Annotated in this window: 22 protein-coding genes and 2 tRNA genes; 15 read left to right on the plus strand and 9 right to left on the minus strand. The window is 53.7% G+C overall.

The annotated features are described in order from the left end of the window. Positions 1-48: 48 nt before the first annotated feature. Positions 49-543 (plus strand): CesT family type III secretion system chaperone, encoded by a 495-nt coding sequence (locus ONV78_RS07380; protein ID WP_279502247.1) that lies wholly within the window; start codon positions 49-51, stop codon positions 541-543. A gap of 10 nt (positions 544-553) precedes the next feature. Continuing rightward, positions 554-1102: a hypothetical protein gene (locus ONV78_RS07385; RefSeq protein WP_279502250.1), complete on the plus strand. Its 549-nt coding sequence runs from the start codon at positions 554-556 to the stop codon at positions 1100-1102. A 2-nt stretch (positions 1103-1104) separates the two neighbouring features. On the opposite strand, the gene ONV78_RS07390 is transcribed toward ONV78_RS07385, so the two are convergent. Further along, on the minus strand, positions 1105-2328 hold the full coding sequence (locus ONV78_RS07390; RefSeq protein ID WP_279502252.1) for a CaiB/BaiF CoA-transferase family protein: 1224 nt from the start codon (positions 2326-2328) through the stop codon (positions 1105-1107). Between the two features lie 238 nt (positions 2329-2566). On the opposite strand from ONV78_RS07390, the gene ONV78_RS07395 reads away from it, so the two are divergent. Then, positions 2567-3586: an AraC family transcriptional regulator gene (locus ONV78_RS07395; RefSeq protein ID WP_279502254.1), complete on the plus strand. Its 1020-nt coding sequence runs from the start codon at positions 2567-2569 to the stop codon at positions 3584-3586. On the opposite strand, the gene ONV78_RS07400 is transcribed toward ONV78_RS07395, so the two are convergent. Further along, positions 3577-4629 carry a GGDEF domain-containing protein gene (locus tag ONV78_RS07400; protein ID WP_279502257.1) on the minus strand — a complete coding sequence of 351 codons (1053 nt, stop codon included), beginning with the start codon at positions 4627-4629 and terminating at the stop codon, positions 3577-3579. The two genes, ONV78_RS07395 and ONV78_RS07400, sit on opposite strands and share 10 nt — an antisense overlap. Before the next feature lie 292 nt (positions 4630-4921). Between ONV78_RS07400 and ONV78_RS07405 the strand changes: the two genes are divergently transcribed. The 4 genes from ONV78_RS07405 (at position 4922) to ONV78_RS07420 (ending at position 7032) form a co-directional block, all read left to right on the plus strand. Continuing rightward, positions 4922-4998: transfer RNA gene (locus ONV78_RS07405), tRNA-Met, on the plus strand. A gap of 541 nt (positions 4999-5539) precedes the next feature. Then, on the plus strand, positions 5540-5920 hold the full coding sequence (locus tag ONV78_RS07410; protein ID WP_279502258.1) for a hypothetical protein: 381 nt from the start codon (positions 5540-5542) through the stop codon (positions 5918-5920). Between the two features lie 49 nt (positions 5921-5969). Continuing rightward, a complete protein-coding gene (locus tag ONV78_RS07415; RefSeq protein ID WP_279502259.1) occupies positions 5970-6605 on the plus strand; it encodes a hypothetical protein in 636 nt (211 codons plus the stop codon). A 350-nt stretch (positions 6606-6955) separates the two neighbouring features. Beyond that, positions 6956-7032, plus strand: a tRNA-Met gene (locus tag ONV78_RS07420). A 134-nt stretch (positions 7033-7166) separates the two neighbouring features. Here ONV78_RS07420 and ONV78_RS07425 read toward each other — a convergent pair. From ONV78_RS07425 to ONV78_RS07440, 4 genes are all read right to left on the minus strand, one after another. Next, on the minus strand, positions 7167-7832 hold the full coding sequence (locus ONV78_RS07425; RefSeq protein ID WP_279502260.1) for a hypothetical protein: 666 nt from the start codon (positions 7830-7832) through the stop codon (positions 7167-7169). 148 nt (positions 7833-7980) lie between these two features. After that, positions 7981-10002, minus strand: coding sequence for an ATP-binding protein (locus ONV78_RS07430; RefSeq protein WP_279502261.1), 2022 nt, complete (start codon positions 10000-10002; stop codon positions 7981-7983). 6 nt (positions 10003-10008) lie between these two features. Continuing rightward, entirely contained in the window at positions 10009-11106 is a 1098-nt protein-coding gene (locus tag ONV78_RS07435; protein WP_279502262.1) for an ABC transporter substrate-binding protein, read from the minus strand. Continuing rightward, positions 11103-12410, minus strand: coding sequence for a diguanylate cyclase (locus tag ONV78_RS07440; protein ID WP_279502263.1), 1308 nt, complete (start codon positions 12408-12410; stop codon positions 11103-11105). Before ONV78_RS07440 ends, ONV78_RS07435 begins: the two co-directional genes overlap by 4 nt. A gap of 421 nt (positions 12411-12831) precedes the next feature. Between ONV78_RS07440 and ONV78_RS07445 the strand changes: the two genes are divergently transcribed. Beyond that, on the plus strand, positions 12832-13143 hold the full coding sequence (locus tag ONV78_RS07445; RefSeq protein ID WP_279502264.1) for a hypothetical protein: 312 nt from the start codon (positions 12832-12834) through the stop codon (positions 13141-13143). A gap of 25 nt (positions 13144-13168) precedes the next feature. Here the strand turns inward: ONV78_RS07445 and ONV78_RS07450 are convergent, their stop codons facing one another. After that, positions 13169-13819 carry a Crp/Fnr family transcriptional regulator gene (locus ONV78_RS07450; RefSeq protein ID WP_216737109.1) on the minus strand — a complete coding sequence of 217 codons (651 nt, stop codon included), beginning with the start codon at positions 13817-13819 and terminating at the stop codon, positions 13169-13171. Between the two features lie 100 nt (positions 13820-13919). Here ONV78_RS07450 and ONV78_RS07455 point away from each other — a divergent pair, with 100 nt between their 5' ends. From ONV78_RS07455 to ONV78_RS07465, 3 genes are all read left to right on the plus strand, one after another. Then, positions 13920-15929, plus strand: a complete 2010-nt coding sequence (locus tag ONV78_RS07455) for an adenylate/guanylate cyclase domain-containing protein (protein ID WP_279502265.1) — start codon at positions 13920-13922, stop codon at positions 15927-15929. 333 nt (positions 15930-16262) lie between these two features. After that, positions 16263-19643, plus strand: a complete 3381-nt coding sequence (locus ONV78_RS07460) for a FecR domain-containing protein (protein ID WP_279502267.1) — start codon at positions 16263-16265, stop codon at positions 19641-19643. Positions 19644-19678: 35 nt separating this feature from the next. Next, positions 19679-20062, plus strand: a complete 384-nt coding sequence (locus ONV78_RS07465) for a hypothetical protein (RefSeq protein ID WP_279502269.1) — start codon at positions 19679-19681, stop codon at positions 20060-20062. A gap of 51 nt (positions 20063-20113) precedes the next feature. Here the strand turns inward: ONV78_RS07465 and ONV78_RS07470 are convergent, their stop codons facing one another. Continuing rightward, complete coding sequence (locus tag ONV78_RS07470; RefSeq protein ID WP_279502271.1) at positions 20114-21379, minus strand: uracil-xanthine permease family protein; 1266 nt, start codon at positions 21377-21379, stop codon at positions 20114-20116. A gap of 203 nt (positions 21380-21582) precedes the next feature. On the opposite strand from ONV78_RS07470, the gene ONV78_RS07475 reads away from it, so the two are divergent. Next, a complete protein-coding gene (locus tag ONV78_RS07475; protein ID WP_279502273.1) occupies positions 21583-22863 on the plus strand; it encodes a methyltransferase in 1281 nt (426 codons plus the stop codon). A gap of 13 nt (positions 22864-22876) precedes the next feature. Here ONV78_RS07475 and ONV78_RS07480 read toward each other — a convergent pair whose 3' ends face one another. Next, on the minus strand, positions 22877-23113 hold the full coding sequence (locus tag ONV78_RS07480) for a TIGR02647 family protein (protein WP_011398411.1): 237 nt from the start codon (positions 23111-23113) through the stop codon (positions 22877-22879). 159 nt (positions 23114-23272) lie between these two features. Between ONV78_RS07480 and ONV78_RS07485 the strand changes: the two genes are divergently transcribed. The 3 genes from ONV78_RS07485 to ONV78_RS07495 all read left to right on the plus strand — a co-directional run bounded on the left by ONV78_RS07485 (position 23273) and on the right by ONV78_RS07495 (position 26177). Further along, entirely contained in the window at positions 23273-24727 is a 1455-nt protein-coding gene (locus ONV78_RS07485) for a DNA-3-methyladenine glycosylase 2 family protein (protein WP_279502279.1), read from the plus strand. Then, positions 24720-25202 carry a methylated-DNA--[protein]-cysteine S-methyltransferase gene (locus ONV78_RS07490; protein WP_279502281.1) on the plus strand — a complete coding sequence of 161 codons (483 nt, stop codon included), beginning with the start codon at positions 24720-24722 and terminating at the stop codon, positions 25200-25202. The genes ONV78_RS07485 and ONV78_RS07490 overlap by 8 nt, the downstream gene beginning before the upstream one ends. Positions 25203-25295: 93 nt before the next feature. Continuing rightward, a complete protein-coding gene (locus ONV78_RS07495) occupies positions 25296-26177 on the plus strand; it encodes a DMT family transporter (RefSeq protein ID WP_279502284.1) in 882 nt (293 codons plus the stop codon). Positions 26178-26366 lie beyond the last annotated feature (189 nt).

Raw genomic sequence — 26366 nt, forward strand, 5'->3', positions numbered from 1 at the left:
AAGCGTTACCCAGTGCAGACAAATAGTCAGTATGAGGGAACGTTCAAGATGGTTGACCAAACCGGCCAAACTAAAATCAACTCTTTCCTGCGCCAATTAGGCCAGGATTACAATCTGCCGTTTATGAAGCTCGACGATAACGGCGTCTGCTCTCTCTCTGTAGATGGCCATCTCTATTCCATTGTACAAACCAATGACAGCCCCTGGTTATTGCTGCATGCGGATTTCGGCCATGCGCCCAGCGCGGAAGCAAGCAAAGCCGCTCTGCTGGAGCAACTGCTTGAGTGGAATTTTCTGGGCAAAAGCACTCGCGGCGCCACCCTGTCCCTCAACCCGGAAAGCCATCGCCTGACGTTCCATATGCAATATCTGACAGAGCACGTTAACGAGGCGGTTCAATTAAACAACTTACTGGATTTCTTTATTGAAAGCGCCACCCAAATCCGCGAGCAGCTGGTAGACGCTATCGGCACTAGTCAAAAAGCGCCGACTGCGTCTAATTCCGCTCAGCCGGTACACCCAAGTAGCTTCATGCGAGTATAGGAGTCGTCAGATGACAAATATCCATGGCGTATCATCCGCCAATCAAGTGCAATCAACCCAACAATCCAATCCGACCAATCCATCGTCGAGCCTGAACCATGCCTCGCCGTCTAACGACAGTGCGCGACTTGGCGGCTCTGATCTGGGAGGAGGCTCTTCCTCTCACCCAACGGGTTCGTCAAGCGGCCGGGCTTATCTCGCGGCCAGCACCGAAGGAGCTCAAACCTACTACGGCCAGGCGGTCAACGGGGTAAACAGTTTCCTGCAGCAAAACGGCGTGCCATTGCCTAACGACCAGGCGCATAGCATCGCAAATAACGTGTCTGAGCATGAGAGAGGCACGTTGTCCCAGGGCGAAGCCCATATGCGGGAGGCCAGAATGTTCGCTGGCAGCGCCGTACAGTACGCAGCCCAGGGCGATTTCGGAAACGCCGCAATCAATACCGCTGGCGCAGTAGCCAACACTGTGGGCGCTGGCATCGTGGCGCCGGTGACGGACAACTCTGAGGCAGGCAGAGAGTTGGAGCGCATCAACAACGCCGTCAGCGGCACATTCTAACTTTATTGGGACAGCCTTTTCGGCGATGAGGCAACTCCCTGTTCCATCAGGGCGTCTATCTCATCGTCGCTAAAGCCCAGCTCCGTCAATACTTCCCGGCTGTGTTGGCCCAAGGCGGCGCCGGCGCGACCAGGAACAAAGGCGTCTCCCTCGAATTTGATGGGGGACGCCAACTGTTTTCGACTCACGCCCTCAGCGTCACTCACTTGGCAAAACATTTCCCTGCCGTTGAAGTGTGGATGTTTTTCCGCTTCAGACAAGGTTAAAACCGGCTCTACGCAGGCGTCGATCGATGCGAATATCCGCTCCCATTCCGCCAGAGTTTTACCCAGGAAGATTTCCACCAGCTTTTGCTTACTGGCCTGCCGGTCCTGCTCCCGAGGGCTCAACATCAACGCCAGCATATGAGGAATCTCCAAAGCGCGACACAGCGCCTCGGCGAATTGCGGCTCCAAGGCCCCAACGGAAAGATAGCGTCCGTCCTGAGTGCGGTAATAATCGTAGCACCCCCCGCCATTGAGGATTTCCGCCTCCAGTTGCGGATCTTCTCCGGTCGCCAGATAGCCCGCCATCGCCATGTGATTCATCGACAGCGCCGCATCGCTCATGGAAATATCAATGCGCCGCCCTTCATCATTTAACTGGCGCTGCACGACCGCCGCCAAAATGCCCATCACCGCATGATGCGAGCCTCCCGCCACATCCGCCGTCTGCACGCCAAACGGGGCCGGGCCGCTTTCCACTCGTCCGCTGTAGGAACTGACGCCCGCTAACGCCAGATAGTTAATGTCGTGGCCCGGTCTTTCCCGATAGGGACCGCTTTGTCCATATCCGGTGATGGAGCAATAAATCAATCGGGGATTGATCGCCTTTAAGGTTTCATAGTCCAACCCCAGACGCTGCATCACTCCCGGTCGAAACTGCTCTACTAATATGTCGTACTCAAGAATCAGCTTTCTGACGATATCGATAGCCTGAGGCTGTTTCAGGTCCAGGGTCAGAGAGCGCTTTCCCCTGTTCAGATAAGCGTGACTGGCGGAGACCTCGCCCACCATCGGCGGAACAACTCTCAGTAGATCGGTGCGCGTGGGCGATTCGATTCGCAAAACTTGCGCCCCCATATCCGCCAGCATCATGGTGGCGCAGGGACCGGGCAGCAACGTGGAGAAGTCGAGTATTTTCAGGGAGGACAAAGGCGCAGCCATATAAAGAAACCACCATTTCATTGTAATTATCAACGCGATGACTATCGGATAGCCGGACGCGCCGCTTCAGCAATCTCCATTATCATGCCCCTTGTTCAGGCGCCAATGGGATTCCGCGCCAAATCCATTGGCGAAATCATCCTTGATCATGACAGGCAATTAGTTAAGACTGAGCGAATCAGAGTTTCTATAGATTCCAATAGGTTAGCGCCCCACAAGGGCACGACGAACAGTATTCTCCGCCGGTATACCCAAAAACATGGCAAAACTTACGGTTTCCAGTCATTTTGTTCGCGCCGCGCTTAGCGGCGCGGAAAGACAAGGCAAGGACGTTGCCGAACTATTGCGTTGCGCAGGCATCCCCCTGCAGGCGTACCAAAACCCGCGCAGTCGTGTGGGCGGTCCGCAGTACACTAAATTAATGCAATGTATCTGGAAGGTTCTGCAGGACGAGTTTATGGGCTTGACGGACACCGTCTGCAAAACCGGAACCTTCGCCACCATGTGTTATCTGGTGGTGCACTGCAATAACCTGGAAAGCGTGCTGCGCCGCGGCCGTATCTTTTATTCTCTGTTCGAAAAGCCGGTGACCTTGAAGCTGGAAGTGCATGGGGATCAGGCCGTGCTCATCGTCGACGCCGAGGCGACTTTTCACGACCCTTACCACTTCTTTCAGGAAAGTCTTTTGGTGATCTGGCACCGACTCGCCTGCTGGTTGACCGGACAGCGAGTGGCTTTGGACGAAGCCCGCTTCAATTATCCCGAGCCGGAACACTCCAGTGAATACCGCCACTTGTTTTACTGCCCACTGCAATTTAATCAGCCGGATACACGCATTTACTTCCATAAACGCTATCTGCAGTTACCGGTGATTCAAGATGAGCCATCGCTCAAGGAGTTTCTGAAAACATCTCCCGCCGACCTGCTTGCGCGACCGGACGACAGCAATACTTATACATCTAAAATCCGGGCGCTGGTAGGACGCGATCTTAGCCAGCAAATGCCGGATTTTGAGTTCATCGCGTCCCAGATCAATGTCAGCCCACAGACTCTGCGGCGGCGTCTGAAAGAGGAAAACACGTCGTTTCAGGAGATTAAGGACAATATGCGACGAGACGCGGCGATTTATTATCTTTCGCGCCGGGAAATGTCCATCAACGAGATCGCCTTCAAAGTGGGATTCACCGAGCCCAGCACCTTTCATCGGGCTTTTAAGAAATGGACTGGGATGACGCCGGGAGAATATCGGGAAAGCGTGCTGCGAGAGCGTCAGCACTGATCCTGAGACGACAGTCGCGCCGTCGCGCAGGGCTTACGCTTTTTCTTTTCGTACAAACGCTTGTCCGCCAGCTTCAACAGCGATCGCGCGCTTCCCGTCCCGATCTGACTGGTGGACGCCACGCCGATGCTGACTTTGACGGGAATACGCATGTCGTCAATGACCAATGGATTAGCGTAGAGGTAATCGCACAGTCGCTCCGCAATTTGCTCAGCGCCCTCCTGGTCCTGGTTGGGCAACAGCACCACAAACTCGTCCCCGGCGAAGCGAAACGCCTGATCAGACTTGCGCAGCATCACACACAGCCCTTCAGCGACATGCTTCAGGTACTCGTCGCCCACGTCATGACCGTAAGCATCGTTGACCAACTTAAAATCATCACAATCAATAAATGCGAGCGCTAAAGGCTGTTCATTACGCGCCGCCCGACTTATCTCCACGTCCAACGCATCCTCCATTTCCCTGCGATTGCGTAATTGCGTCAGCGGATCACGGGTGGCCAGGTCAGCGACTTTTTCCCGCGCCACTACCGAACTCAGGCATAGCGACGCCTTGACGCTCAGCTGACGCAAAAAGAAGCATTCTTTATCCGCGCGATAACGCTCCTGATCGTCGGCGGCCAGGTTCAAGCTGCCCGCCAGACGTCCTTCAAGAATCAAAGGCAGTATCGCAATTGAGCGAATTTGCGTGCGGATTTCCGGCGGAGTCATAAAGAAGAAACGATACAGATCGGCGTGATCCATCAGCGGCTCCCGCGCGCCTTTAGTGGCCGCCAGATACTCAACAGAAGGCGCGCTCACCCATTTCCCCACCAGATCCGGCGAGGCTTTCAGGGTTTTTATCAGGGATTCCGTATGGGCGCTTTCAACCATGGCGTACCAGACATGCTTGACGCCGAATTTGTCCTGCACGGTTTGCAACAGATGCTCAAGAAACGGCTGTACCTTGGCGACATTGAGGATCGCGACCTCAATGTCAAACAGGTTACGCGCAATTTCTTCATTTTTACGCGCTCGGGCGAACAGCTCTTCCAGGGAATCCATCGAAGTTCTGACTCACTCTCTCAAATGCCCAATCGGGCTGTTTCTTGACATCACTGATTTATTATTGGCTCTAGAGGCTGCGCCCAACCTCTATACGAAACGCCGAACAGCTCTGCACATAAGAGAGACTATTGGCGTCTGAATACACTGGCTTGAGCTAAATAATAGTCAAACATTCGTAGTTTGTTCACGCCGGCGCCCAACTCCGCGCGATATTTGACCACACCGTTAAGTTTTTCTCACAAGGGGTTGACGGATGCAAACAAGGTCTTTAGTATACGCACCTCGTTGTCGCGGGGTGGAGCAGTCTGGTAGCTCGTCGGGCTCATAACCCGAAGGTCGTAGGTTCAAATCCTGCCCCCGCAACCAGCATTCCTAAAAGCTCGATTTTATATCGGGCTTTTTTATTGCCTGAAAGACGACCTTAGCGGTCGTATGCGGAGGCCCGCCGCGATCAAATCCTGCCTCCGCAATCAGCATTCTTAAAGCCAGCTTTTTAGCTGGCTTTTTTATTGCCTGAAAATAACGACCTTGGCGATCGTATGCGGAGACCCTCCGCGATCTAAGCAACACCCTGTTTAGCTCAAGCATGCTGGCAGCTACATTTCGCAATACCAAAGACACAAATATAGGCTGTGTTCGTATCAGCACCACTCCTCTTTTGCACAGAAAAAACTCAAAACATTAGCCCTCACTCTATATACGGGGATTATTTTGGCGTCCCCACCTACCATAACGACAATGAATATCGCTTCTCACTGCTAAACTCATAAAAATTTCAATTTAATAAAAAATAATGACGGCTTTTTGGGCTTATAGTCGCTACCTGTTTCTAATGTGGCAAACCAAAACAAGAGAGAAAATCTCAGCAATCTAGACCAATTCAATAACATACTTTTATGAGGTAATTATGGATAAAAAATGCGTATGGATAATATTTACAAAAAGTCTAGTCTTGAGCAATCGGTGCAGCATAGCCTTCGATGGTTGCGACTATTACTGCACCGAAGCCTATGTTCCCTCATACGACGAGGGCATCCCTCCCATCGACAAAATGATAACCCAAGTAAAACAAAAATTGTCACAAGACTATTTAGAATTAAAAGAAGTAAAAAAATGCATAAAGTTTATATCAGATGAATGGACTACAAGCACCGAATTAAACGAAGAAGTAATAGTTTATTCTCAAAAAGCACTTTCTGAAAATAGAATAATGTTTGGAGGGTTTAGACCAGAAGAGATAGAAGAAATAACACAATACAATCACATTATCAGTGAGCTAGAAATTTAAATATACACATTAAGGATATATCATGTTATAAGTTTCTGGCGCAACGACTTTGGCAGAAGGCAAATACGAATACAAAACAGATGTGAATTTAATATTTGGCAACCAAAAAGTCGGAAGAACACATGTTCTTCGAACAACACTAAACAGCCTGCCTGTTTGGAAAATACGGAATCCAGAGGTAAGCCTATCTCCCTTTAGAGACAGAACTATTGGAATCACCAAAGATGCTTCAGTCATTGACGGTGAAATGTGGGTTTTTGGCATTAATGCAACACTCTCTCAAGATATAGTAGCTGCAGTAAAAGTAGCAGCCAATTATTTCGACATTACCCCGTCTAAAATATTAATGGATATTTATGCCAAAAACTTAAACGTTGACGGCGAACACGAAATGGGCAACAAAGCACTAATCGACGCAAATAAGGTTTTATATAAGAATATCTGCAAAGCTCTATCAGAGGCAGCAAAGTGGCTTGGGGTATCCAATAATATTAATTTCTATGTATTTAGTAAGAACAATAACAACAAAATACCTCAACCAGATTTACATGAAGCTCTAAAGTCTGGGGGGGCAACATCTGTAACCACAGACACACATATGCCAAAGGTTAAAATTGGAAGCAACGATGGAGAGAAGTTCATACCTCAATTAAGCAACTTTCACTTGGCCACCCTAAAAATATAATACAGCCTCAAGATCATCAAGGGTTCTATTTAATATCGAACCCTTTCATAAATTGCTTCAATAACCTTATAGATATAAACCACAGGCCTCTTCCCATATCATTCATTTTTGATAGTTAGCGCTTTAATTCGTCGGGGCAATTTCAATAGTCTCTTATGCCTACATTTCAGTCTAATGCATCGCCTGTAGAGCTACACAGACCTCGTTCAAAAAAGCGTCAGCAATCACCGTTTCAGCATATCCTATAGACTTTCGCTCTGTACACACCAATAAATAGCGATTCCTCAAAAGTTTTTTTGCAATTGCCATTGACGTACGCCACTCGGATCTTTAGTATACGCCCTCGTTGTCGCGGGGTGGAGCAGTCTGGTAGCTCGTCGGGCTCATAACCCGAAGGTCGTAGGTTCAAATCCTGCCCCCGCAACCAGTATTCCTAAAAGCTCGATTTCATATCGGGCTTTTTTATTGCCTGAAAGACGACCTTGGCGGTCGCCACCGGATGGCCGGCCCGTTCAAATCCTGTCCGCCTCAACCAATATTCCTAGCCGCTTGTCTCCTCTGTCACAGTTCACATTCGACCACAAACAGTCCGCCTTGTTTCAGCCATGTCTTTCTTTCTTCAGACCGGTAGAAGGCGTCGGCCACTATTTCCAGTACTTGTTCCGGGGCGATTTTGTGGGAGCAGAATTCCAGTTGTTCCGGTCCATTGGCGTAATCTTCAAGAATGGTGGGGGTGAGTTCATCGTGGCGGTATACGCCAACCACGGCGTCAGCAGCGAACTTCACTCCGCCCTGCTCCAGTTGGCGCTTGACGTCGCCCAGGGAATGCAGCATTTCGTATTCAATCGCGGTTTTCAGCATCGAGATCAGGTCGTCGGTGATTTGAGAATCCTGTAGGGCGGTGAAGTCGTCGGAAGCGCCGATTTTGTTGGCGATTAACGCCGCCAGATTGAGAATGAAAAGGCAGCGATGGCCGTCGTTAACGCTCTCCGGAAGAGCTATCGCAGCGCCATGGGGATCTTTATCTGGCAGGCCGATTAGAGCGGCCCTCTCCTCGCCATCGCAAATCCACTCAAACCCTCCCAGACACATCTCCACATCGTCGCCAGTGGCCAGCAAGCGAGATACCTGTTGTCCCGGACTGATTTCAATTGCGAGGGCGTTATACCAATGCGCCGCCAAAGCGGTCCCAATCTGCTCGACACAGTCGAATTGCGGTGCGTTCATGATTTCTGTACGTCTCAAAGCAGTTATCCAAGGCAAGTCGAAGTTCCGGCATCGTCGCTGATGATGGGAATCTTCGCCTCCTTAGTCTCACGCCTGATTGAACAGGCCCAACTCAACTTGTCATCCCTATACAAGCAACATACTCTCTTTAATCCCAGCACACCGGCAAGCGGATCACAAATTTCGCGCCTCGTCCCGGCTCCGATTCACAGGTTATTTCTCCCCGATGCGCCTGAATGATCTCGTACGAGATGGATAAACCCAGGCCGGTGCCCTGCCCCGCAGGCTTGCTGGTATAGAAAGGGTCAAAAATATGCTTCAGCCGATCCTGAGGAATACCCGGCCCATTATCTTCGATAACCATGCAGAGAGCGCCCGACTCAATCCGGCTGGAGACGCTTATCCGCCCCCGATAGCCAGTCTCGGCCTGTGGGTCGACGCGCTTTTCTTCAACCGCCTGACAAGCGTTGATTAACAGATTCATAAATACCTGCCCCAATTGCGCAGGGAATGCCAGGATCTTCGGGTCCGCCTGTAGATCCACGTCAAATTCGATATCGCTGCGATGGGCCGACTGCACCAGCCGCAACGTTCCCTCCAATTCCGACATCACACGCGTTTTGCTTTGCTCCGCGCCTTCGATGCGAGAAAAGTCACGCAGGCTGTCCACCAGACGTTTAATGCGGCTGGAGCCTTCCATGATAATGGAGAGATGGCGATAGAGCGTAAGAAAACGCTGATCAAACTCTTCCCGCACGGCGCTTTCCCCCTCGGAAAGCTCGAAAATCAGTACTTGCAGATCGAACAGCTCCTTCAGCAAATTGGACGTACTCACATGAATGAAGTTATTAGGATTATTCACTTCGTGAGCCACGCCAGCCACCAAACTGCCGAGGCTGTTCATCTTTTCCGCCTGCACCAACTGGGACTGCGCGGACTTGAGTTCCTCGTTGCGCTCGGTCAGCTCATTCACTGCAGACTGCAGCAAGGCGGTCTTATGGCTGACCTTGCCCTCCAGCTCTTGCGTGGTCTGCACGTTCTTCAGGGTCAGCAACACAAACTGCATCAGCGTCGGCAACAATTCATATTCCTGCTCGCCTTGAATGCGCGTGGTATCTATCCCGATGAGTCCCAGATAGAAAACAGGCCGCCCCTCTTCTTCCCAAGACAGTTCCACAGCGTCGCCACTAATGCGAATACCCGCTCCTTCAGGCATCCACTGAAAACCGCCAAAATCTTCGACTGGTGAATGGTCCAGATATTCCACGCTGAAATCCGCCGCGCCACGCTGCAGCGGCGCTACAGCGGTTAAATGTTCGAAGCGCACACGCCCCTGCTCGACGCCTTGAAAAGGAACAAACGCCGCCACCCTGGCCCCTTCGCGTGGATGTGCTTTGCGCAACAGATACTCCGCCGCACAGGCCAGCACAGCGCGCTTGTCGTCCAACCCCGCCATTTCCTGCGCCAGCCGAATCAAACCTTGCTGGCGCTCCATATCCTGCAGCAGGTTCGATCGCATGGCGTTGATGGCGTCCACCAACGATTGCAGCTCATCTGGGGCTGATTTGCGCCTTAATAGCAGCGGTTGATGCAAACCTTCCTTACTCAGACCTTTGGCGTAGCGCGCCATTTTCGCCAGATGCCGCGTCACCAATAGCTGCGCAATAAACAGGAAGAAGGCGGAGGTCAAAAACGTCTTTATCCCCTGGGAGCCCAGAATCACCAAAACGCGACTGAACAGGCGCTCATAAACGCCTTCCAGCGAAGCGCACACAGTCAGCTGCCCGAGGATGACCGTGCGGTCGTCGCGATGCAGCTCCAGCATGAATGACTTAACTATGGCGCTACGCTCCGCTTCCGGCGTCGCGCCCCTCGACACCAGCACTTCCTGATCCTGACGCACCATGGCGCACACCATATCGGGAAGGCTCAGAATCGCGTCCAGGTGGATTTCCGCCGCCTGGTAATTAAAGTTCCAGATGGCATCGGCGATAGGACGCAAATAGCTGCGCTCCACCTGGTCAAAGCGGCTCTCTATGAGTTGAACGTCCGTCCGAAAATCCAGATACAACTGCAATGTGGTCACGATAAGCGTAATCACAGAACTACAAAGCAGGATATAGAACAGCAGGCGAAATCGCAGAGAGGTATAAAACGAACCTTCAGCCATACTCACTCAAGGTCCTTCGCTGGCGCGCATCAGCTCATCCAGACTGAAGCGATACTGCGTCAACTCAGGGTGATGGAAACGGGAAAATCGCCGGAAATTCACTTTCTTCCAGTCCATATCACCGAATAGCTGCAAATAGCGCTCGACGTTGCCTGCGTTCAGCTCGTCCATATGCGTACTCAAACTCAGATGTTCGCCGACGGGCAACGCTCCTCGCAGATAATCGAACATCACGACAATGGACCAGCCCGCTTCCATGTAATGGCCGCCGTAGCTGGCCTCGATTTGATGATCGGCAATCGCTTTCAACGCTTCTCCAGCCCAGTCGATGCCTCCCGCCAGCAGGTCTTTCCCCATGGTCAGTCCATGTTCTCCCACCCAGTCGACGACGCCCAGCGCCATGGAGTCACTGGCGGCCCATACGACCTTGACGCCCGGATAGCGCTTATATAGTCCATCCATTTTCTGCGCCGCTTCCTCGCGTCGCCAATTGGCCGCCAGCACCTGATGCAGGATGACGTCCGGGTTGGCGGCGACATAATCCTGTAACCCGCCAACCCGGCGCAGCGAGGCGCCAGAGGAAGAAAACCCTTCCAGAGCCACGACCTCAATCATGCCCTGATCATTGCGCATCCCCAGGCTGCGGGCCCGCTCCACCAGCGTCTGCGCCAGACTCCTGCCCGCTCGGCCTCCATCCGGAGTGACTTCCCCCACCCAAAAAGTGGAGCCAGCGACATCGTCCATCATATTGACGTCATTGAAGAAGAACATGGGCGTCTTATAGCGCTCGCCAATACTGACGTAGCGGGCGCCGCCGCCTTTGAAACTTTGCAGAATGATGGCGTCCGCGCCCTCCTCCCCAGCGGCTTTCTCGATGTTGGAGGTATATAGAATGCGGTCGTCCTGGGCGTAATAGACCTTCAGGGTGACGCCAAGATCTTCAGCCACGGCTTCGCTAAAGCGCACCAATGGCTCATAAAACAAATCCCCTTCGCTACGAGACACCATCAGGGCGAAGCTCAACTTCTCCTGCGCGAGGGCGATAACGGATAAACCTGCAGACAGCATCCCCAGTACAAGCAAAATGATTGCGCGCAGCCTCATCGCGCGTCTGATCCAAACCAGCGTTGAAACCCGGCCGCCTCAGAAGAGGAGATCACCTTCGCCTCTCCCCGGCTCAACATATCGTCAGGTCCGGCCTTGAAGCGACTGAGCCAGTCTTTGCCGGAAATTTCCGACCAGGGCTCCTCGGCGTTGTTGCTGAACACGCCCACCCAGCTATTGCGGCTACTGCGTTTGGCCGCATATAAAGCGCAGTCGGCGATATCCGCCACCTGTTCCCAGGACAAGTAGCCAGGGCGCTGAGTAAAAAACGGATAACAGGCGAAGCCTATGGAGCAGGTTTTGTTGACGCTTTCATCCAGGCCGATTTCAAACGTCGCCTGCTCCACTTCCCGGCGAATTCTCTCGGCAATGAAGCAGGCTTGCTCACGACTCACAAAGCGACTGACCACCAGGAATTCCTCGCCGCCCCAGCGCACCAGATAATCGGACTCGCGAAACAACGACGCCAGCAGCTGGCTGAACCCTCTTAACAGCTGATCTCCCGCCATATGACCATACACATCGTTGACCTGCTTAAAATGATCAATGTCGATCAGGTAGAACAATAGATCGCGCCGGAGGCTCCGTACATCTTCACTGGCTTTCGCTTCCGACGGAGCAACAGGTCGATTTTCCAGATTCAGATTTTCCCGTGCGGCGAATGCGCTGTCCTGGCGCAGCACGCTATGGATAAAGCGACGGTTTTTGAGGCCTGTCAGAGGGTCGGTGACGCTGAGCGCCTCCAGCTTGTCATAGGCCTGCCGCAGCTCCGTATTCTTACGCTCCAACTCTTGGGTGCGCTGCGTCACTTTCTGTTCAAGCTTATGCACGTAGCCATTAAGCTCCTGACGCAGGTCGAAGTGCTCCGTCGCCCGCTTTACGGTGAGGAGAAAATCATGCCGGTCAAACGGCTTGATAATAAACTGATAAATGTGGGCTTGATTCACCGCTTCCAAAATAGCGCCCACATCCATATAAGCGGTGAGAATAATGCGCACCGCATCTGGAATAATCAGGCGAATTTTTTCCAGAAATTCCACGCCGCTCATTCCCGGCATGCGCTGGTCGCTGATGATAAGACTGATGCTGGAGGGGTCCGGCAGTTCCTGGGCCCTGTCGAGCGCTTCTGCGCCGCTGCGGGCTTCGATAAGCCGATACTGGTCCGCTAACAGGCTGGCGAGCATCTTCAGGTTGGCGGGCTCATCATCCACAACCAAAACAGTATGTCGCTCGCCAGAATCGTTGGGTCGCTCTTCTTTCCTTTTTTTGATCGCATCCAGCTTTACGTTGGAAAAAAGCGCCATAATCTGCTCAATTATTAGCCACAACTTTTCTTCAATGTAAGACTAACTTATTGCAAATAGCAAACATTCGCCCTTGCCCGACGCAACCTTAAAAAACTTTTTTACATTGCCGTCCCAGTGATCATATTTTGGACTATATTTAATACAGAGGGCCAACCGCCGCGTTCGCGGCTCCTGGACAGGCCCCTTGCGACTAGCCGGCAGTATCCGGGAAGCGGGTGAGTTCAACCAAAGCGCCTGCGCCGGGATTACGGTGGAGATGCTTCGCGAGGACGGTCGGTTAGTGAATTTTCCACACATTGAAAGTGCATTGTGTTACAGAGGATTGTTGCATCCGCTGCTCTAATAACTATTGCAATTTCAACGCTGATCCAGATTTTCAACTTCCGAGAGTAGTCGCAACTACAAAAAGAGCCGTCCTATGAAAGTCTATATTGATGCGCCACTGGTCGCCGTCGCCCTGTTCTGCGCCGTCGCCGCAAGCATCGCCTTTGAAAGGGTGTCCATCAGTGACGATAAACATCCTCCTGTAATCCAGACCAATGCTTCCGCACTGGAGAATGCAATCGATCAGGACAAAGCCCCCGGAGCCCTCCCAGGCGTACAGCCCGGACTGCGCCCGGTCGCTTTAACCACCGATTACCTACGCTACCCGCCGCTGATCAGTGACGAAGCCATTCTGGAGCTATGGGCGCAAAACAAAAGGACCGCCACGCCGCTAATAACGCCTTGAAGGACGAGGAACTGCGCGCGCCGGCTCAGTAGTGAGCTGGCAGCGCGTCGTTAATGACGATTTTCTTTTTCTCCACCTTGATATATCCGCCTATCTCAAGATCTTTCATGATGCGCGAGACCATCTCCCGACTGGCGCCGACCCGGTTGGCGATCTCCTGCTGGGTCAGCGGAATCTCCGTAATCAGGCGGTCGCCTTTGCGCTCCGACAGCTGTAGCAGAGTGCTGGCGACCCTGCCGTAGACATCCATCAGCGCCAGGTTTTTCACATTATTGGTCAGTGCGCGCACGCGTTGGGTGAGGTGAATAATCAGGTTGTAGGCAAGATCGGGCGTCTGCCTGAACGCTTCCAACAGGCTGGATTTGTTCAACATCAGAAAGCGGCAAGGTTCGGTAGCCATCACCGAAGCTGAGCGCTCTTTGTCATCGAACAGGGCCAATTCGCCGAAATATTCGCCGGCTTTGAGGTCGTTCAGAATGACCTCCTTGCCGTTCTCATCGCTACAGAACACTCGGACCCGTCCTGAGACAATGATATAAAGGGAGTCGCTGCGGTCGCCTTCCGTAATGACAATACTGTTTTTCTGGAAACACCGAAAAACAGCATGCTTTTCCAATTGCTGGAGTTGTTCAGCGTCGAACCCGGAGAAAAGTGGAATCTGCGATAAAAGACTCATACTGTATTAGCTCCGACATCATTTTTTCTTATTACGCCGTCCCCGGCTATGTTTTATATGTTACGCGCTAGTGAGTGATTTTTCCGTAAAAATTAATCAGATGTCCGAACAGCCACGATACCGTTCGCCTCTTCGGCAGCACTTGAAAATGTGGCTGCCGCCCTTGCTGCTGAGCCTGCTTTTAGCGCTTGGCCTGATGACGCCAGTTGGTCAGAGCATGGAGGAAGGTTTCGGACTGGATACCTTATTTCACCTGCGTGGCGAGCGCGCTCCTCCTCCCAAAGTAGCGGTGATAGCGATCACGGAAAACACCGCTGCCTACCTGCAGGCGCCGGCCCGCCTCACCGAATGGCCCCGGTCGGTTTACGGGGATCTGGTGGACACATTGGACGCACAACAGGTCGGTTTGATTGCGTTCGATATCTATTTCAGAGAAGCCCGTGACCCCGCGGCGGACGCACGCTTCGCCGACGCTATGACCCGCAGCGGCAAGGTGGCCCTGTTCGCTTTCAGCATGCGCCGCATCACCAACGTAGATGGTCGCCGCATTGTCGCGGACAGCATCAGCGAGCCGCTCCCCCTGTTTGCAAACGCAGCGGCGACGACAGCGCCTTTCGCACTGCCGAAAGTATCTTCCAAGATCAGCCGCTTCTGGTTACGTCAGCCCGCCAACCCGCCACGCTGGGCGATGCCCGCGGCGGCGCTGTTGCAACGCGCCCCAGATCGCGAGGCCGCCATCGCCCGCCTACAGGAGCTACGACCAACGCAGCTATATAATTTTTATGGCCCACCCCGATCCATACCGACCATTTTTATGGAGCATCTCCTCGCCAGCCCCGATGATTACGCCGACCTCTTACGGGACGCCACGATCTTCATCGGCTATGCAGCGGAGTATCAGCCCGACCAGCGCGACGGCTTTTACACCCCCTTCACGCCAGACACCGGCCTGGACATCAGCGGTGTAGAGCTGGCCGCCACCGCTTACGCCAATCTGCAGGAAAACAGCGCGGTGCGTTATCACCTGGGAGTCTGGTTCATCGCAACGCTGTTTTACGCCGCGCTGGCGTTCGCATTAAGCAATATCGCCTCTCCCGGTCGCGGGTTACTGTTGCTGGGTTTGCTCGCCGCAGGCTACATGACGTTGACCTACGCGTTGTTTGTACAGAGTTATGTCTGGCTTCCGTGGATGACGCCTATCCTGGCGCTGACTCCCGCTGCGGCGCTGCATGGGGTATGGCGGCGCGTGCAGATTATCGACCAGCAGAAGCGTCGTCTGGAGCTGGCTTTTGGCCGCTATATTCCGGCGCATGAAATTAAGCGCCTGGCCAGCCAGCCCGGACTACCGCAACAGCAAAAACTATTCGGCGTGTGCCTCGCAACCGACGCCGCCGGCTATACAGCGCTGTCTGAAAGCGTGTCCCCGGAGCGACTGAGCCAAATCATGGATAGCTACTATCAGGCGGTGCTCACGCCAATTCGCCAGCACGGCGGCATCATTTCCGATGTGGCGGGCGACGGGGTGATCGCGCTTTGGCCGCACATCTCGACCGATAAGACCTGGACGACAATCGAGCCCGCATTAAAGGCGTTGCGCGCGTCCATCGACCTGTTCAATCAACAGTATCCAGACTCGCCGCTCCCCACCCGCATCGGCCTGCATGCGGGCGAAGTGGTATTGGGGCATTTCGGCGCTTCCGACCACTTCGAATACCGGGCGATGGGCGACATCGTCAACACAACGTCGCGCATTGAAAACGCCAATAAATTACTGGGAACGGACACGCTGATCAGCGAAGCCTGCGCGGATACCCAGTCCCATTCACTTCGCACCCTGGGACGATTTCTACTACAGGGCAAACAGCATCCCGTCGCCCTGTTCAGCCTGATGCAGGACAACTGGAGTCATGACAATGAACTCGCATTTCGGCAAGCGTTGCATTGCCTGGACCTCGGAGACATCGCGCAAGCGCGAGTTATTTTTGCGCGCCTGCACGAAAATAGCGCCGATTCCGTATGCAAATTTTATCTGCGCCAATGTGATGCAATATCTTCACAGTCAACATATAAAGGCTCACCGGAATTTGTCTCCCAACTCACTAAGGCCTAGTCCATTTATATGAGTTTATTGGAATTTTTCCACTGAATTACCGGCACTAATGCCTGGATTTATTGCTAGAATCCTCTCAGAATAATTACATGACTATGCGACACTTTCATAAGTGTTGAATAAGCCAAAAGACAGATGCGCGTCTCTGTATCCGGATTTAATCCTTAGGGATAATTTCCAAACGTTGGCGCCGCATCGATATAAAAACATAGTCATATATCTGGGCGGATATTGAGCTTGCCGGAAGCTGTTTATTAAATCCGGCGCGTTGTCCTCACGCAGTTGTCAGCCTGAACATCAATAATAAATGCGGTACCCGTTAAGGAGTTCGCCGTGGGCCTATTGCTGCGTGGCCAGTTGCTGTGTCGTGTTTCATGCGGAGCATTGTTTTCCCTTAGCCTGACGCTGTCAGGAACCTCCGTCGCCGCCCCTCCCTGCGCGGACTGGATGGGCAAAGTTATCGCCGTACAGGGAACGCTGGAAAAATCACTCCCCCAACAAGCCTGGACCTCGCTGACGCCCGAGCAATATCTCTGCCCCGGCGATACCCTGCGCACAGGGCAAAACAGTCGCGCCTCCATCTATCTGCGCAACAACACCTACATGCGCCTGAACCAGAGCGCCATCATGCGCTTTCCTGACAACGTCGAGAAACAAAGTTTCTGGGTGCAGCTCAAGCAAGGCGTCGCGCATTTTCTCAGCCGAATCGTCAACCGCTTCGAAGTCGACACCCCCTATGTGAACGCCATGGTGGAAGGCACCGAGTTTGTCGTAGAAGCGACGCAAGGCGGCTCCGTCACGGTAATCGAAGGCAAAGTGCTGGCTTTCACCGACACGGAACGCCTGCGACTGACTCAGGGCGAACAGGCGCGCAGCGATACAGGCGCGCACTTGCGCAGTTTAAAGGTGAATACGCATGACACGGTCGCCTGGGCGATTTATTACCCTCCAGGCACAGTGCTGAAGGAGCTAGCCGCCATGAGCGACAGCGCCGGCGCCGCCACACTGTCTCAAGTCCAGGAGATGATTGATCGCAATCGCCCGGATGCAGCGTTACAGGCGTTACGCGCCGATTCCGGCAACGGACCGTCCTTAAGACTTGCGCAGGCGGCGATACTGTTAACGTCCGGTCAACAGCAGGAAGCAGGCAACCTCTTAGAGCCTCTGCAAAATGATCCGCGCCTGGGGCATCTCGCCCTCGCCATGCAAGCCGTGCTCGCTGCGGTCAACAGTCAGTCGCAACAGGCATTGCAACTGGCGCAGAACGCCGTCGCCCTGCGCGCTGACAGCCCGTCCGCACAGCTCGCCCTCTCTTACGCCTGGCAGGCAAACTTAAATCTGCCGGAAGCCATTGCCGCCGCGGAAAGAGCGACGGTGGCCGCCCCTCAGAGCGTCATCGCGTGGACCCGTCTGGCTGAGCTTGAGCTTACTTCCGGCGCATATAGCGACGCCAAATATGCCGCCGGACGCGCAACGGAAATCGCTCCCACGCATCCTCAAGCGCAAATCGCTGCAGGATTTATCGCGTTGTTCGAGCACAAACTGGCTGACGCAGACGCTCATTTCCAAAGCGCGATCAAAGCTGACCCTGGCGTTCCTGACGCATGGCTGGGTCTGGGACTGAGCAAATTGCGCGGCGGCAATCTGGAGGGCGGACGCAACGACCTCGAAGTCGCTGTCAGTCTGTCCCCCAACAACGCTGTCTTGCGCAGCTATCTGGGGCGCGCCTATTTCGAAGAAAAACGCAGCGACGACGCCAGTGAGCAGTGGCTACTGGCGAAAGAGCGCGATCCGCAGGACCCGACGCCGTATTTCTACGATGGCGTCAACAAACTCTTCGGCAATGACCCCGTTGGCGCCATAGAAGAATTGGAGCGATCCAAACAACTGAACCGCAATCGCGCGGTCTATCGTTCAGACGGGCTGCTGCAAAGCGACTCCGCCGCCCGTAGCGCAGCGTTGGCCCGCGCATACGGTGAAGCAGGCTTCGATCAGGCGGTGCTTTTGGAAGGATGGGAAGCGCTCAGGCAAGATCCGACCAGCGCCGATGGCCATCGGTTGCTCGCGGATCGCTACCTGTCGCAACCCAATCATCAGGCAGCCCGGGTTTCCGAACTGATGCAGGCGCAGCTCTGGCAACCTATCACTGCTTATCCGCTGCAACCGCAACTCTACGAGACTGGACTGCCTATCGTGGAAGGACTTGGGCCCTCACGCAGCGGCGTCAATGAATACCATCCCTTGTTTCTACAAGATGGGGTTTACGGCCTGACCAATGGCTTCGTCGGCAGCGACGACACCTGGGGAGAAGACATCGTCGTCTCCGGTTTGCAGGGCCCGGTGAGCGCCAGCTTCGGCCAGTATCACTATGAAAGCGATGGCTTTCGCAACGGACTGGATCAGGAACAGGATATCTACAATGGGCTTTTGCAGTGGCAGATTCATCCTTCCATCAGCATTCAGCTGGAAGCGCGGAAGGCTGAGAAAGATGATCATCTGTTTAAACTGAAAACGATCGCCCCAGACGCAGATCCAGAAAGCCGAAGTATAGATACGGAAACATACAGAATTGGCATTGCAAGCCGCTTGAATATTCACAACAACCTACTGTTTTCAGCAATTCGGCAGGAATTTGATGAGAGACAACAGTCAGCCTCCGGACGCTCATCATCTGAACGTAGTCCGTCCACGTATGAAGCGCAATATATCTATAACCAAGAAAATTTTTATGCGCAAGTTGGCGTAGGTCGCTCTAATACCGATGCCTCAACCAATGTTGCGGACAGCGGCTTTTTCAAGCTGCACCAAAAAGAAGATGTTGTTTATAAGAGCGCCTATGTTTATTTCGGTTTTAGGCCGAATGAAAAGGTATTCGCTATATTAGGAACGGCATTTGACACTGTTGAGAACAACGCAACACGGTCAATTACATTCTCACCTTTTCCTTCTGAACTCTCGGAAGAAAACAGGAAGTTTCAACAGTGGTCGCCTAAACTAGGCCTTGAATTCAATCTTAGCGAACCAATCACTCTGCGAATTGCGGCTTTCAGAAAGTTAAAGCGAGACATTGCGGCAAACCGCACAATAGAGCCGGCCCAGATTCTTGGCTTCAATCAACTCTATGACGATCCTAACGGATCAGACGTTAAAGTCTACGCAACTGGCTTGAACTACGCTTTTTCTGATTCAGGAAAAATAGGCTTCGAAGCCATCAGAAGAGTGGTCGACGTTCACGTTGAAAGTTTTCAGATGGAACCCGACAATCCATACCGCGAATTTGAAACTTACCGTCTGTATTATTACCACCCTCTAACTCAATCCATAACGTTGGACTTTGGCTATTCCTTCGAAGATCAAGAAATCAAAGATAATTTTGGGTCTAGAGGAGGAGCCGTCTATCGAACACGCACTAATACTGCGCCATTCGGAATAAACCTGTTTCCAGGACGCAGGATTACTGCAAGAGCTGAAGGAATTTACACCGACCAAAGAGTTCAGGCTTCGATGGCCTCTGCCGACCAAAGAAGCTTTGATGTAAACATGTGGATATTTAACTTCCGCATGGGATTAAAGCTGCCTCGACGTTTGGGAGAGCTTCAGTTCGGCGTCGACAACCTCTACGACAACAATAAAGAAGTCCTGAACAGTGAGAGGAATTATCCAGCCGTTTACCCAAAAAGATTCCTATACAGCCGCATACAGCTGTCTTTCTAAATAAAAAAATAACGCAATTGAACAAGGAGATAATAATGAATGTAATAAAGCTGTTTTCTACCATTGTTTTGGGGGCATCTCTATCAATGAGCGCATGCGCTCACACTCCAGGCCAAAAGCCAACCAAAGACGACCCAAACTTTCCCAACCACCCTAATACAGGGGAAAGGCATGTTAAAAAAACGGATGATAAATACGCGCCCTTCAGAATAACTATGACCAGCGACGGCCGATTAGTGATTCTGAATGAGAAAGGGGATGAAATGCGCCCCAACGCAAAACTGCCCTTAAAAGTTGAAGCCCACTATATCGAATCGATGGAAACCATGACCATTATGAGGTACCGAGGTTCACCGGAATATGACGTTCTGGAAATCGGCGGCAACATCTATCATATTCCTGTGCAACACACTCATTGACAGCTAACTTACGTATTTAAGAGGCCGGCTCAAACCGGCTTCTTTTTACCACTAAATCATATCCTCAACACGCTCAATGTGCTCCTTGCGCCCAGCGGGCATCGGCAGCAACAAATTCAGAATAATGGCGACGAAGGCGCAAAGTGAAATGCCTTTCAGACCCAGATCTTTATCTCCGATCACCATGCCGCCAATCCCGAACACCAACGTGACGCCGACGATCACCAAGTTACGGGCTTCGCTTAAATCCACCTGATGACGAATCAGTGAATTCATTCCCACCGCAGCGATAGAACCGAACAGCAAACACAATATGCCGCCCATCACCGGGACCGGAATCGTCTGCAACGCCGCGCCGAATTTGCCGATAAACGCCAGCGCGACAGCGATAACCGCCGCCCAGATCATAATTTTAGGATTGTAGTTTTTGGTCAGCATGACTGCGCCCGTCACCTCGGAGTAGGTCGTGTTGGGTGGCCCGCCAAACGCCGCCGCGACAGAAGTGGCCACGCCATCGCCAAGCAGGGTGCGATGCAAGCCCGGCTTTTGCAGGTAGTTTTTACCAGTGACCGAGCTGATCGCCAGAATGTCGCCAATATGCTCCACCGCCGGCGCCAAGGCCACGGGGATCATGAACAGGATCGCCCCCCAACTGAACTCCGGCGCCACAAAAGCGGGCAATCCGAACCAGTCGGCGTTGACTACCGCCGTCATGTCCACCACGCCAAAAGCCAACGACAACGCATATCCAAACGCCACGCCGCATAATATCGGCAACAAACGCAGTAGTCCCTTGCCCATGACCGCCACTATCAATGTCAACGCCAGCGCGGGCAGAGAAATCATCAACGCCGTTTCATAGGGAACCAGTTGCAGAGCGCCATTGCCGCTTTTACCCATCGCCATGTTGGCGGCCACTGGCGCTAACCCCAAACCGATGGACATGATCACCGGCCCCACCACCACGGGCGGCAATAGCCGATCCAGAAAGCCGGTTCCTCTGAACTTCACCGCTGCGCTCAAAATCATGTAGGTCAAGCCGGCGGCGATCAGCCCTCCCATGGTGGCGGGCAATCCGAAAGTGGATTTCGCCGCCATAATCGGCGCGATAAAAGCAAATGAGGAGGCGAGAAAAATGGGAACCTGCCCGCCGGTAATCAGGTGAAACAGCAAGGTGCCTACGCCGGCGGTGAATAATGCGACATTGGGATCAAGTCCGGTAATGAGAGGCATCAACACCAGTGCGCCGAATGCCACAAATAGCATTTGCGCGCCAGCCAGCGCCTGTTTCCAAAGCGGATCGGTCGTACTCATCATGGATATTTTCCTACCTGAAAAAGCGAGTGTGTTTTTTGGCTTAAGCAAAACCCGTGCAATATAACGAAAGGCGCGCGCAAGGTCACGGCGAAACGCCTCTCCAACAAGGACTTTCCCGTTATCAGGCATTCACATTTCGCTTGCCAAACCCCAAATTCACTATAAAATCTGCGCACCTTTCATCTGATCAATTATTAAACTAAATGTCAGTCGCTGTTCCGCTGCATCCTGACGCCGCTTCTGAGCGGGGCGATCTGGATCTACTTCAACGCTTCCAGTCCCTCGACGCCCTGCTCGCCGAGCATGACTATTTTTGGAAACCACGCCCCTTTGAAACAACTCATCCGAGTTGGCGCAACGTGCATCCAGGACTCTATAACGCGATCAATAGTTTGTCTGATGCAGAAGTCGATACCTGCTCCGCCGAGCCAGCCCGGTTTCAGGAAATCGCGCAACCATTTCTGCCCTGGCTGCCGGAGTTGTCGCGGGCCAGTGAGTTAGCCGCCGCATCAAGTCGTCCTTTGACGTTTTCGCCTTTTGACGCCTTACATGCGCCCGGACGCAAATGGCGTCAGGTTACCGCCTTCGCCGCCGCCCTTCCGCCGCTGAGCGGACACGTTCACGACTGGTGTTCAGGCAAAGGGCACCTCGCCCGAGCCATCGCCGGCGCCAACGAAGTAACGTCGCTCTGTTTCGAATTGGACGCGCAATTATGTGAAAGCGGACAGGCATTGGCGGATAAACAACAATTGCCGATCCGCTATGTTCAACAGGACCTGCTACAGCCGTTCGATTCCAGCACGGAAGCGTATCGCGGCGGGTGGCGCCTGGGCCTGCACGCCTGTGGGCAGTTACACGTCAACCTGTTGCGCGCCGGTGTGGACAGTGCGGCGGATGGCGTCGCCATTGCCCCATGCTGTTATCACAAGCTCTGTCTTGGCGAGCAATACCAGCCTCTCTCCGAGACCGCCCGTCGGGCCAGTCTAACCTTGTCCTTGAAAGACGTATCCCTGGCGGTGCAGGAAACCGTCACTGCCTCAGCGAAAGAGCGCGCGCAGCGAGAGAAAGAAAGCCAATGGCGTCTGGGATTCGACGTACTACAACGTCAGTTACGCAATAAAGACGAATACCTCCCTACGCCATCGCTTCCCAAAGCAATGCTGAATGGCGACTTTACCGCCTTCTGCGCATGGGCCGCACAGGAAAAACAACTCACCCTGCCCAAGGACATCGACTACGCCCAGTTCGCAACAGCCGGCCGTTCACGTTATCGCGAAGTACGCAGAGTAGAACTGGTGAGACATCTGTTTCGCCGCCCACTGGAAATCTGGCTGGCGCTGGATCGCGCGCTATTTCTGCAAGAACGGGGCTATGAAGTGACAATGCGGGAGTTTTGTAGTCGCGAGATAACGCCGAGGAATATATTGCTTGTGGGGCGTCGGCGAAAAGACGCCGCCAATGAATCGGGACTCAGCGCCTGCTGAGCCCCAGAGACGCTCAAACCGGCTTCAAGATAGTCAGCAGGGCCTGGGCGTGTTCCGCCGCGTCGTGGCCGAGGCTGGTAAGGTAGCCGCCGTCCGCCTGGGTGATCAGCCCTTTCGCATGCAGCCTTTTCGCCGCCGTCACCATTTTCTGCCCTGCAGTCTGGTGCACTTTCAACCCTTCCTGGGTCGTGGTGAGATTGTATTTAGCGAGGATCTCGATTTCATCAATCAGCTCGGGCGTGTAGGCCATATAAGCTCCTGGTTATTATCATTCAGCGCAATTGCGGGGACCGGTTTTCCGGATAATACAACGAACTGCCTGAAGTGAAAAACGGTCTGTCGGGAATGAAAAAACAACAGTTCCGAAAATGGCGAGACAGGCTTCGTGTTGAGGATTAGCATAGCCTCTATGAAGACAAACGCCAACCTCGACCACGACACCTGTTACAACGCTCTGATCAGCAGAGATCACCGCTTTGACGGCTGCTTTTTCGTCGGCGTCACCAGCACCGGCGTATACTGCCGACCTGTCTGCGCCGTCCGCAAGCCGAAGAAAGAAAATACACTGTTTTTCCGAAGCGCCGCAGCAGCGGAGAACGGCGGCTTCCGACCCTGCTTGAAGTGCCGGCCGGAACTCGCTCCCGGGCTCGCGGCGGTGGATAGTAAGCGGCAGCTCGCCCGCGCCGCCTCCAACCTGATTGAGCAAGGATTTCTGCGTGGACGTTCACTGGCGCAACTGGCTGCGCGGATTGGCGTCAGCGACCGCTATCTGCGCGATCTGTTTCAGAGCGAGTTCGGCGTATCGCCCATTCAGTATTCCCAAACACATCGCCTGTTGCTGGCCAAACAGCTCCTGACAGAGAGCGACCTGTCCATGACGGATGTGGCGTTGGCGGCTGGGTTCAACAGCACCCGCCGCTTTAATGACCTGTTTCAAAAGCACTATGGTTTGATCCCATCCAAAGTGCGGCGTCGTTCAGCGCCAACACAGAGCGAGATGATCAGCTTTGAGATGCCCTACCGTCCGCCGTACGCCTGGGACGCTCTGCTCAGCTTTCTCAGCGCCAGAACCATCGCCGGCGTAGACGCGGTCGTCGACGGACGTTATCGCAGGATTGTCCGAGTCGAGGCGGGAGAGGACTCCGCCGTGGGCTGGTTTGAAGCCAGCCATGAAGCAGACGCCGCCCGTATTCGCATTCGTCTGGACAGTACGCTCAGCCGCCACATTGGCTATCTCATCAACCGTCTGCGCGCCTTTTTCGATGTTTCCTGCGTCCCGCAGGAGATCAATAAAGTGCTGGGGACCTTAGCGCAAAACGAACCTGGGCTACGCATTCCCGGCGGCATGGACGGATTTGAAATCGCCGTACGCGCCATTCTCGGACAGCAAATTACCGTCGCGGCGGCGCGTACATTACTGGCCAGGCTGGTGGACAAATTTGGCGAGCCTATTGAAACCCCATTCCCGGAAATTCACCGCGCCTTCCCCAGTGCAGCGACGCTGGTCGACCTGCCCATTGAGGAGCTGGCCTCTCTTGGCGTGATCAGAACGCGGGTTCGCGCCATTCAGGAGATCGCCGCGGCGATGTTGCGAGGGGAATTGACCCTGACTCCAGCCACTAATGTGGAGCAGGAAATACAACGGCTGCACGCCATTCCAGGCATTGGCGACTGGACAGCCCAGTATATCGCTTTGCGCGCCATGTCCTGGCCCGATGGCTTTCCGGCCTCCGATGTGGGCGTACGTAAAGCCCTGGGCGGCGTGGACGCTAAACTGGCTGCGCTGACGGCGGAGGATTGGCGGCCATGGCGAGGTTACGCCGTCATGCATTTATGGAGAAGTTTGGAGACCCCCCATGATTGACTATATCGATATCGACTCGCCTTTGGGGCGCGTCCGTCTGGCCGCTCAGAATGGCGAGCTTACCGGCTGCTATTTCGATGGCCAGAAATATTACCCGGAGCTGACGCCAGCGTGGCGCCATCATCCCGATTGCATCGTTCTGCAGGAAGCGGCGCGCCAACTTGAGCTCTACTTCGCCGGCCAGTTACAGCGTTTCGATCTCCCGCTGGCGCCTAAAGGCACTGCGTTTCAGCAGGAGGTATGGCGCGCCTTGTCGGATATTGAGTCCGGGCGACTTTCCACCTACCAGCAGATCGCCAACTTTCTGGGTCGCCCCCGCGCCACGCGAGCGGTCGGCGCGGCGGTGGGACGCAACCCTCTCTCCGTCATTATCCCCTGTCACCGCGTCATCGGCGGCAATGGTTCATTGACCGGTTACGCCGGTGGATTGAATAGAAAACAGGCGCTTTTAGAGCTGGAAAAAGCACCGCTCTGAGCCCTCTCAAAAACCGGATATTTCCACCTATATCATTGGCTTGCAAAAGAAGGCATGTTGTCATCTTTAGCCGTATCAGTATGAGCGTCGACTATGGAAAAGAAAGACTTGATCAACCTGCTCGCCCTCGCAGGATTATGGGGCGCCTCCTTCCTGTTCATGCGTATCGCAGCGCCGGAATTCGGTCCGGTAGCGATGGTGCAGTTGCGCATAACCATCGCCGCGTTCTGCCTGGCGCCCATTATGCTGATCAAATATCGACATCAAGTGCGCTGGGCCCATGTGCCTCACTATATCTTTCTGGGAGTGAGCAATTCCGCCCTGCCCTTCGTCCTGTTGGGATTCGCCACGCTGCACGTGAGCGCCGGTTTCACCTCCATTCTGAACGCCGCCGTGCCTTTATGGAGCGCCATTATCGCCGCGCTCTGGCTGGGGGACTGGCTTAACCGCTGGCAAACAGTCGGGTTGTTAATCGGCTTTCTTGGGGTATCCATTCTGATCGTCAGTAAAGGCGAGTTCTCACTGAGCGGACCAACCCTGGCGATTATGGCCGCTTTGGCCGCCACGCTCAGTTACGGCTTTTCCGCCAATTACACCAAGCGTTTCATGACCGGCGTGCAGCCCATGGTGTTGGCCGCCGCCAGCCAGATCGCCGCCGCCCTGGCGCTGGCGCCGTTCACCTGGAGTTATATGCCGCAAGGGGATATTTCCACGGCCGCCTGGACTTCAGTGATCGTTATGGGGGTCTTCTCCACGGCTCTGGCGTACATTATTTTCTATGGCCTGCTCTCGCGTATCGGTCCTACCAAAACGGTTACCGTGACCTATTTGATTCCGGTGTTCGCGATGTTTTGGGGTTATGTCATTCTCGACGAGCCAGTCACTATTTATATGCTGAGCGGCTGCCTTGTGGTGTTCGCTGGCACGGCGCTGACCAACAGTTTGATCAAGCCGAAGCTGGCGACGGCGCAGTAGAGGCTGAACTTACCTCCGGGCGCTCGCAAGCAGCGCCCTTTCTTTTTACCTTTTCACCTTTCTATCTCTTTTTATTTTCCATCTCATTCTACTTTTCATCTCCCTTTGCTTACTCTCTTCTCCTCTTCTCCTCTTCTCCTCTTCTCACATACCTCACGTTTTGCGACTTTCCGTGTTTATCTTTCCAGC

Source organism: Hahella sp. CR1, assembly GCF_029813005.1.
Taxonomy (GTDB): Bacteria; Pseudomonadota; Gammaproteobacteria; order Pseudomonadales; family Oleiphilaceae; genus Hahella.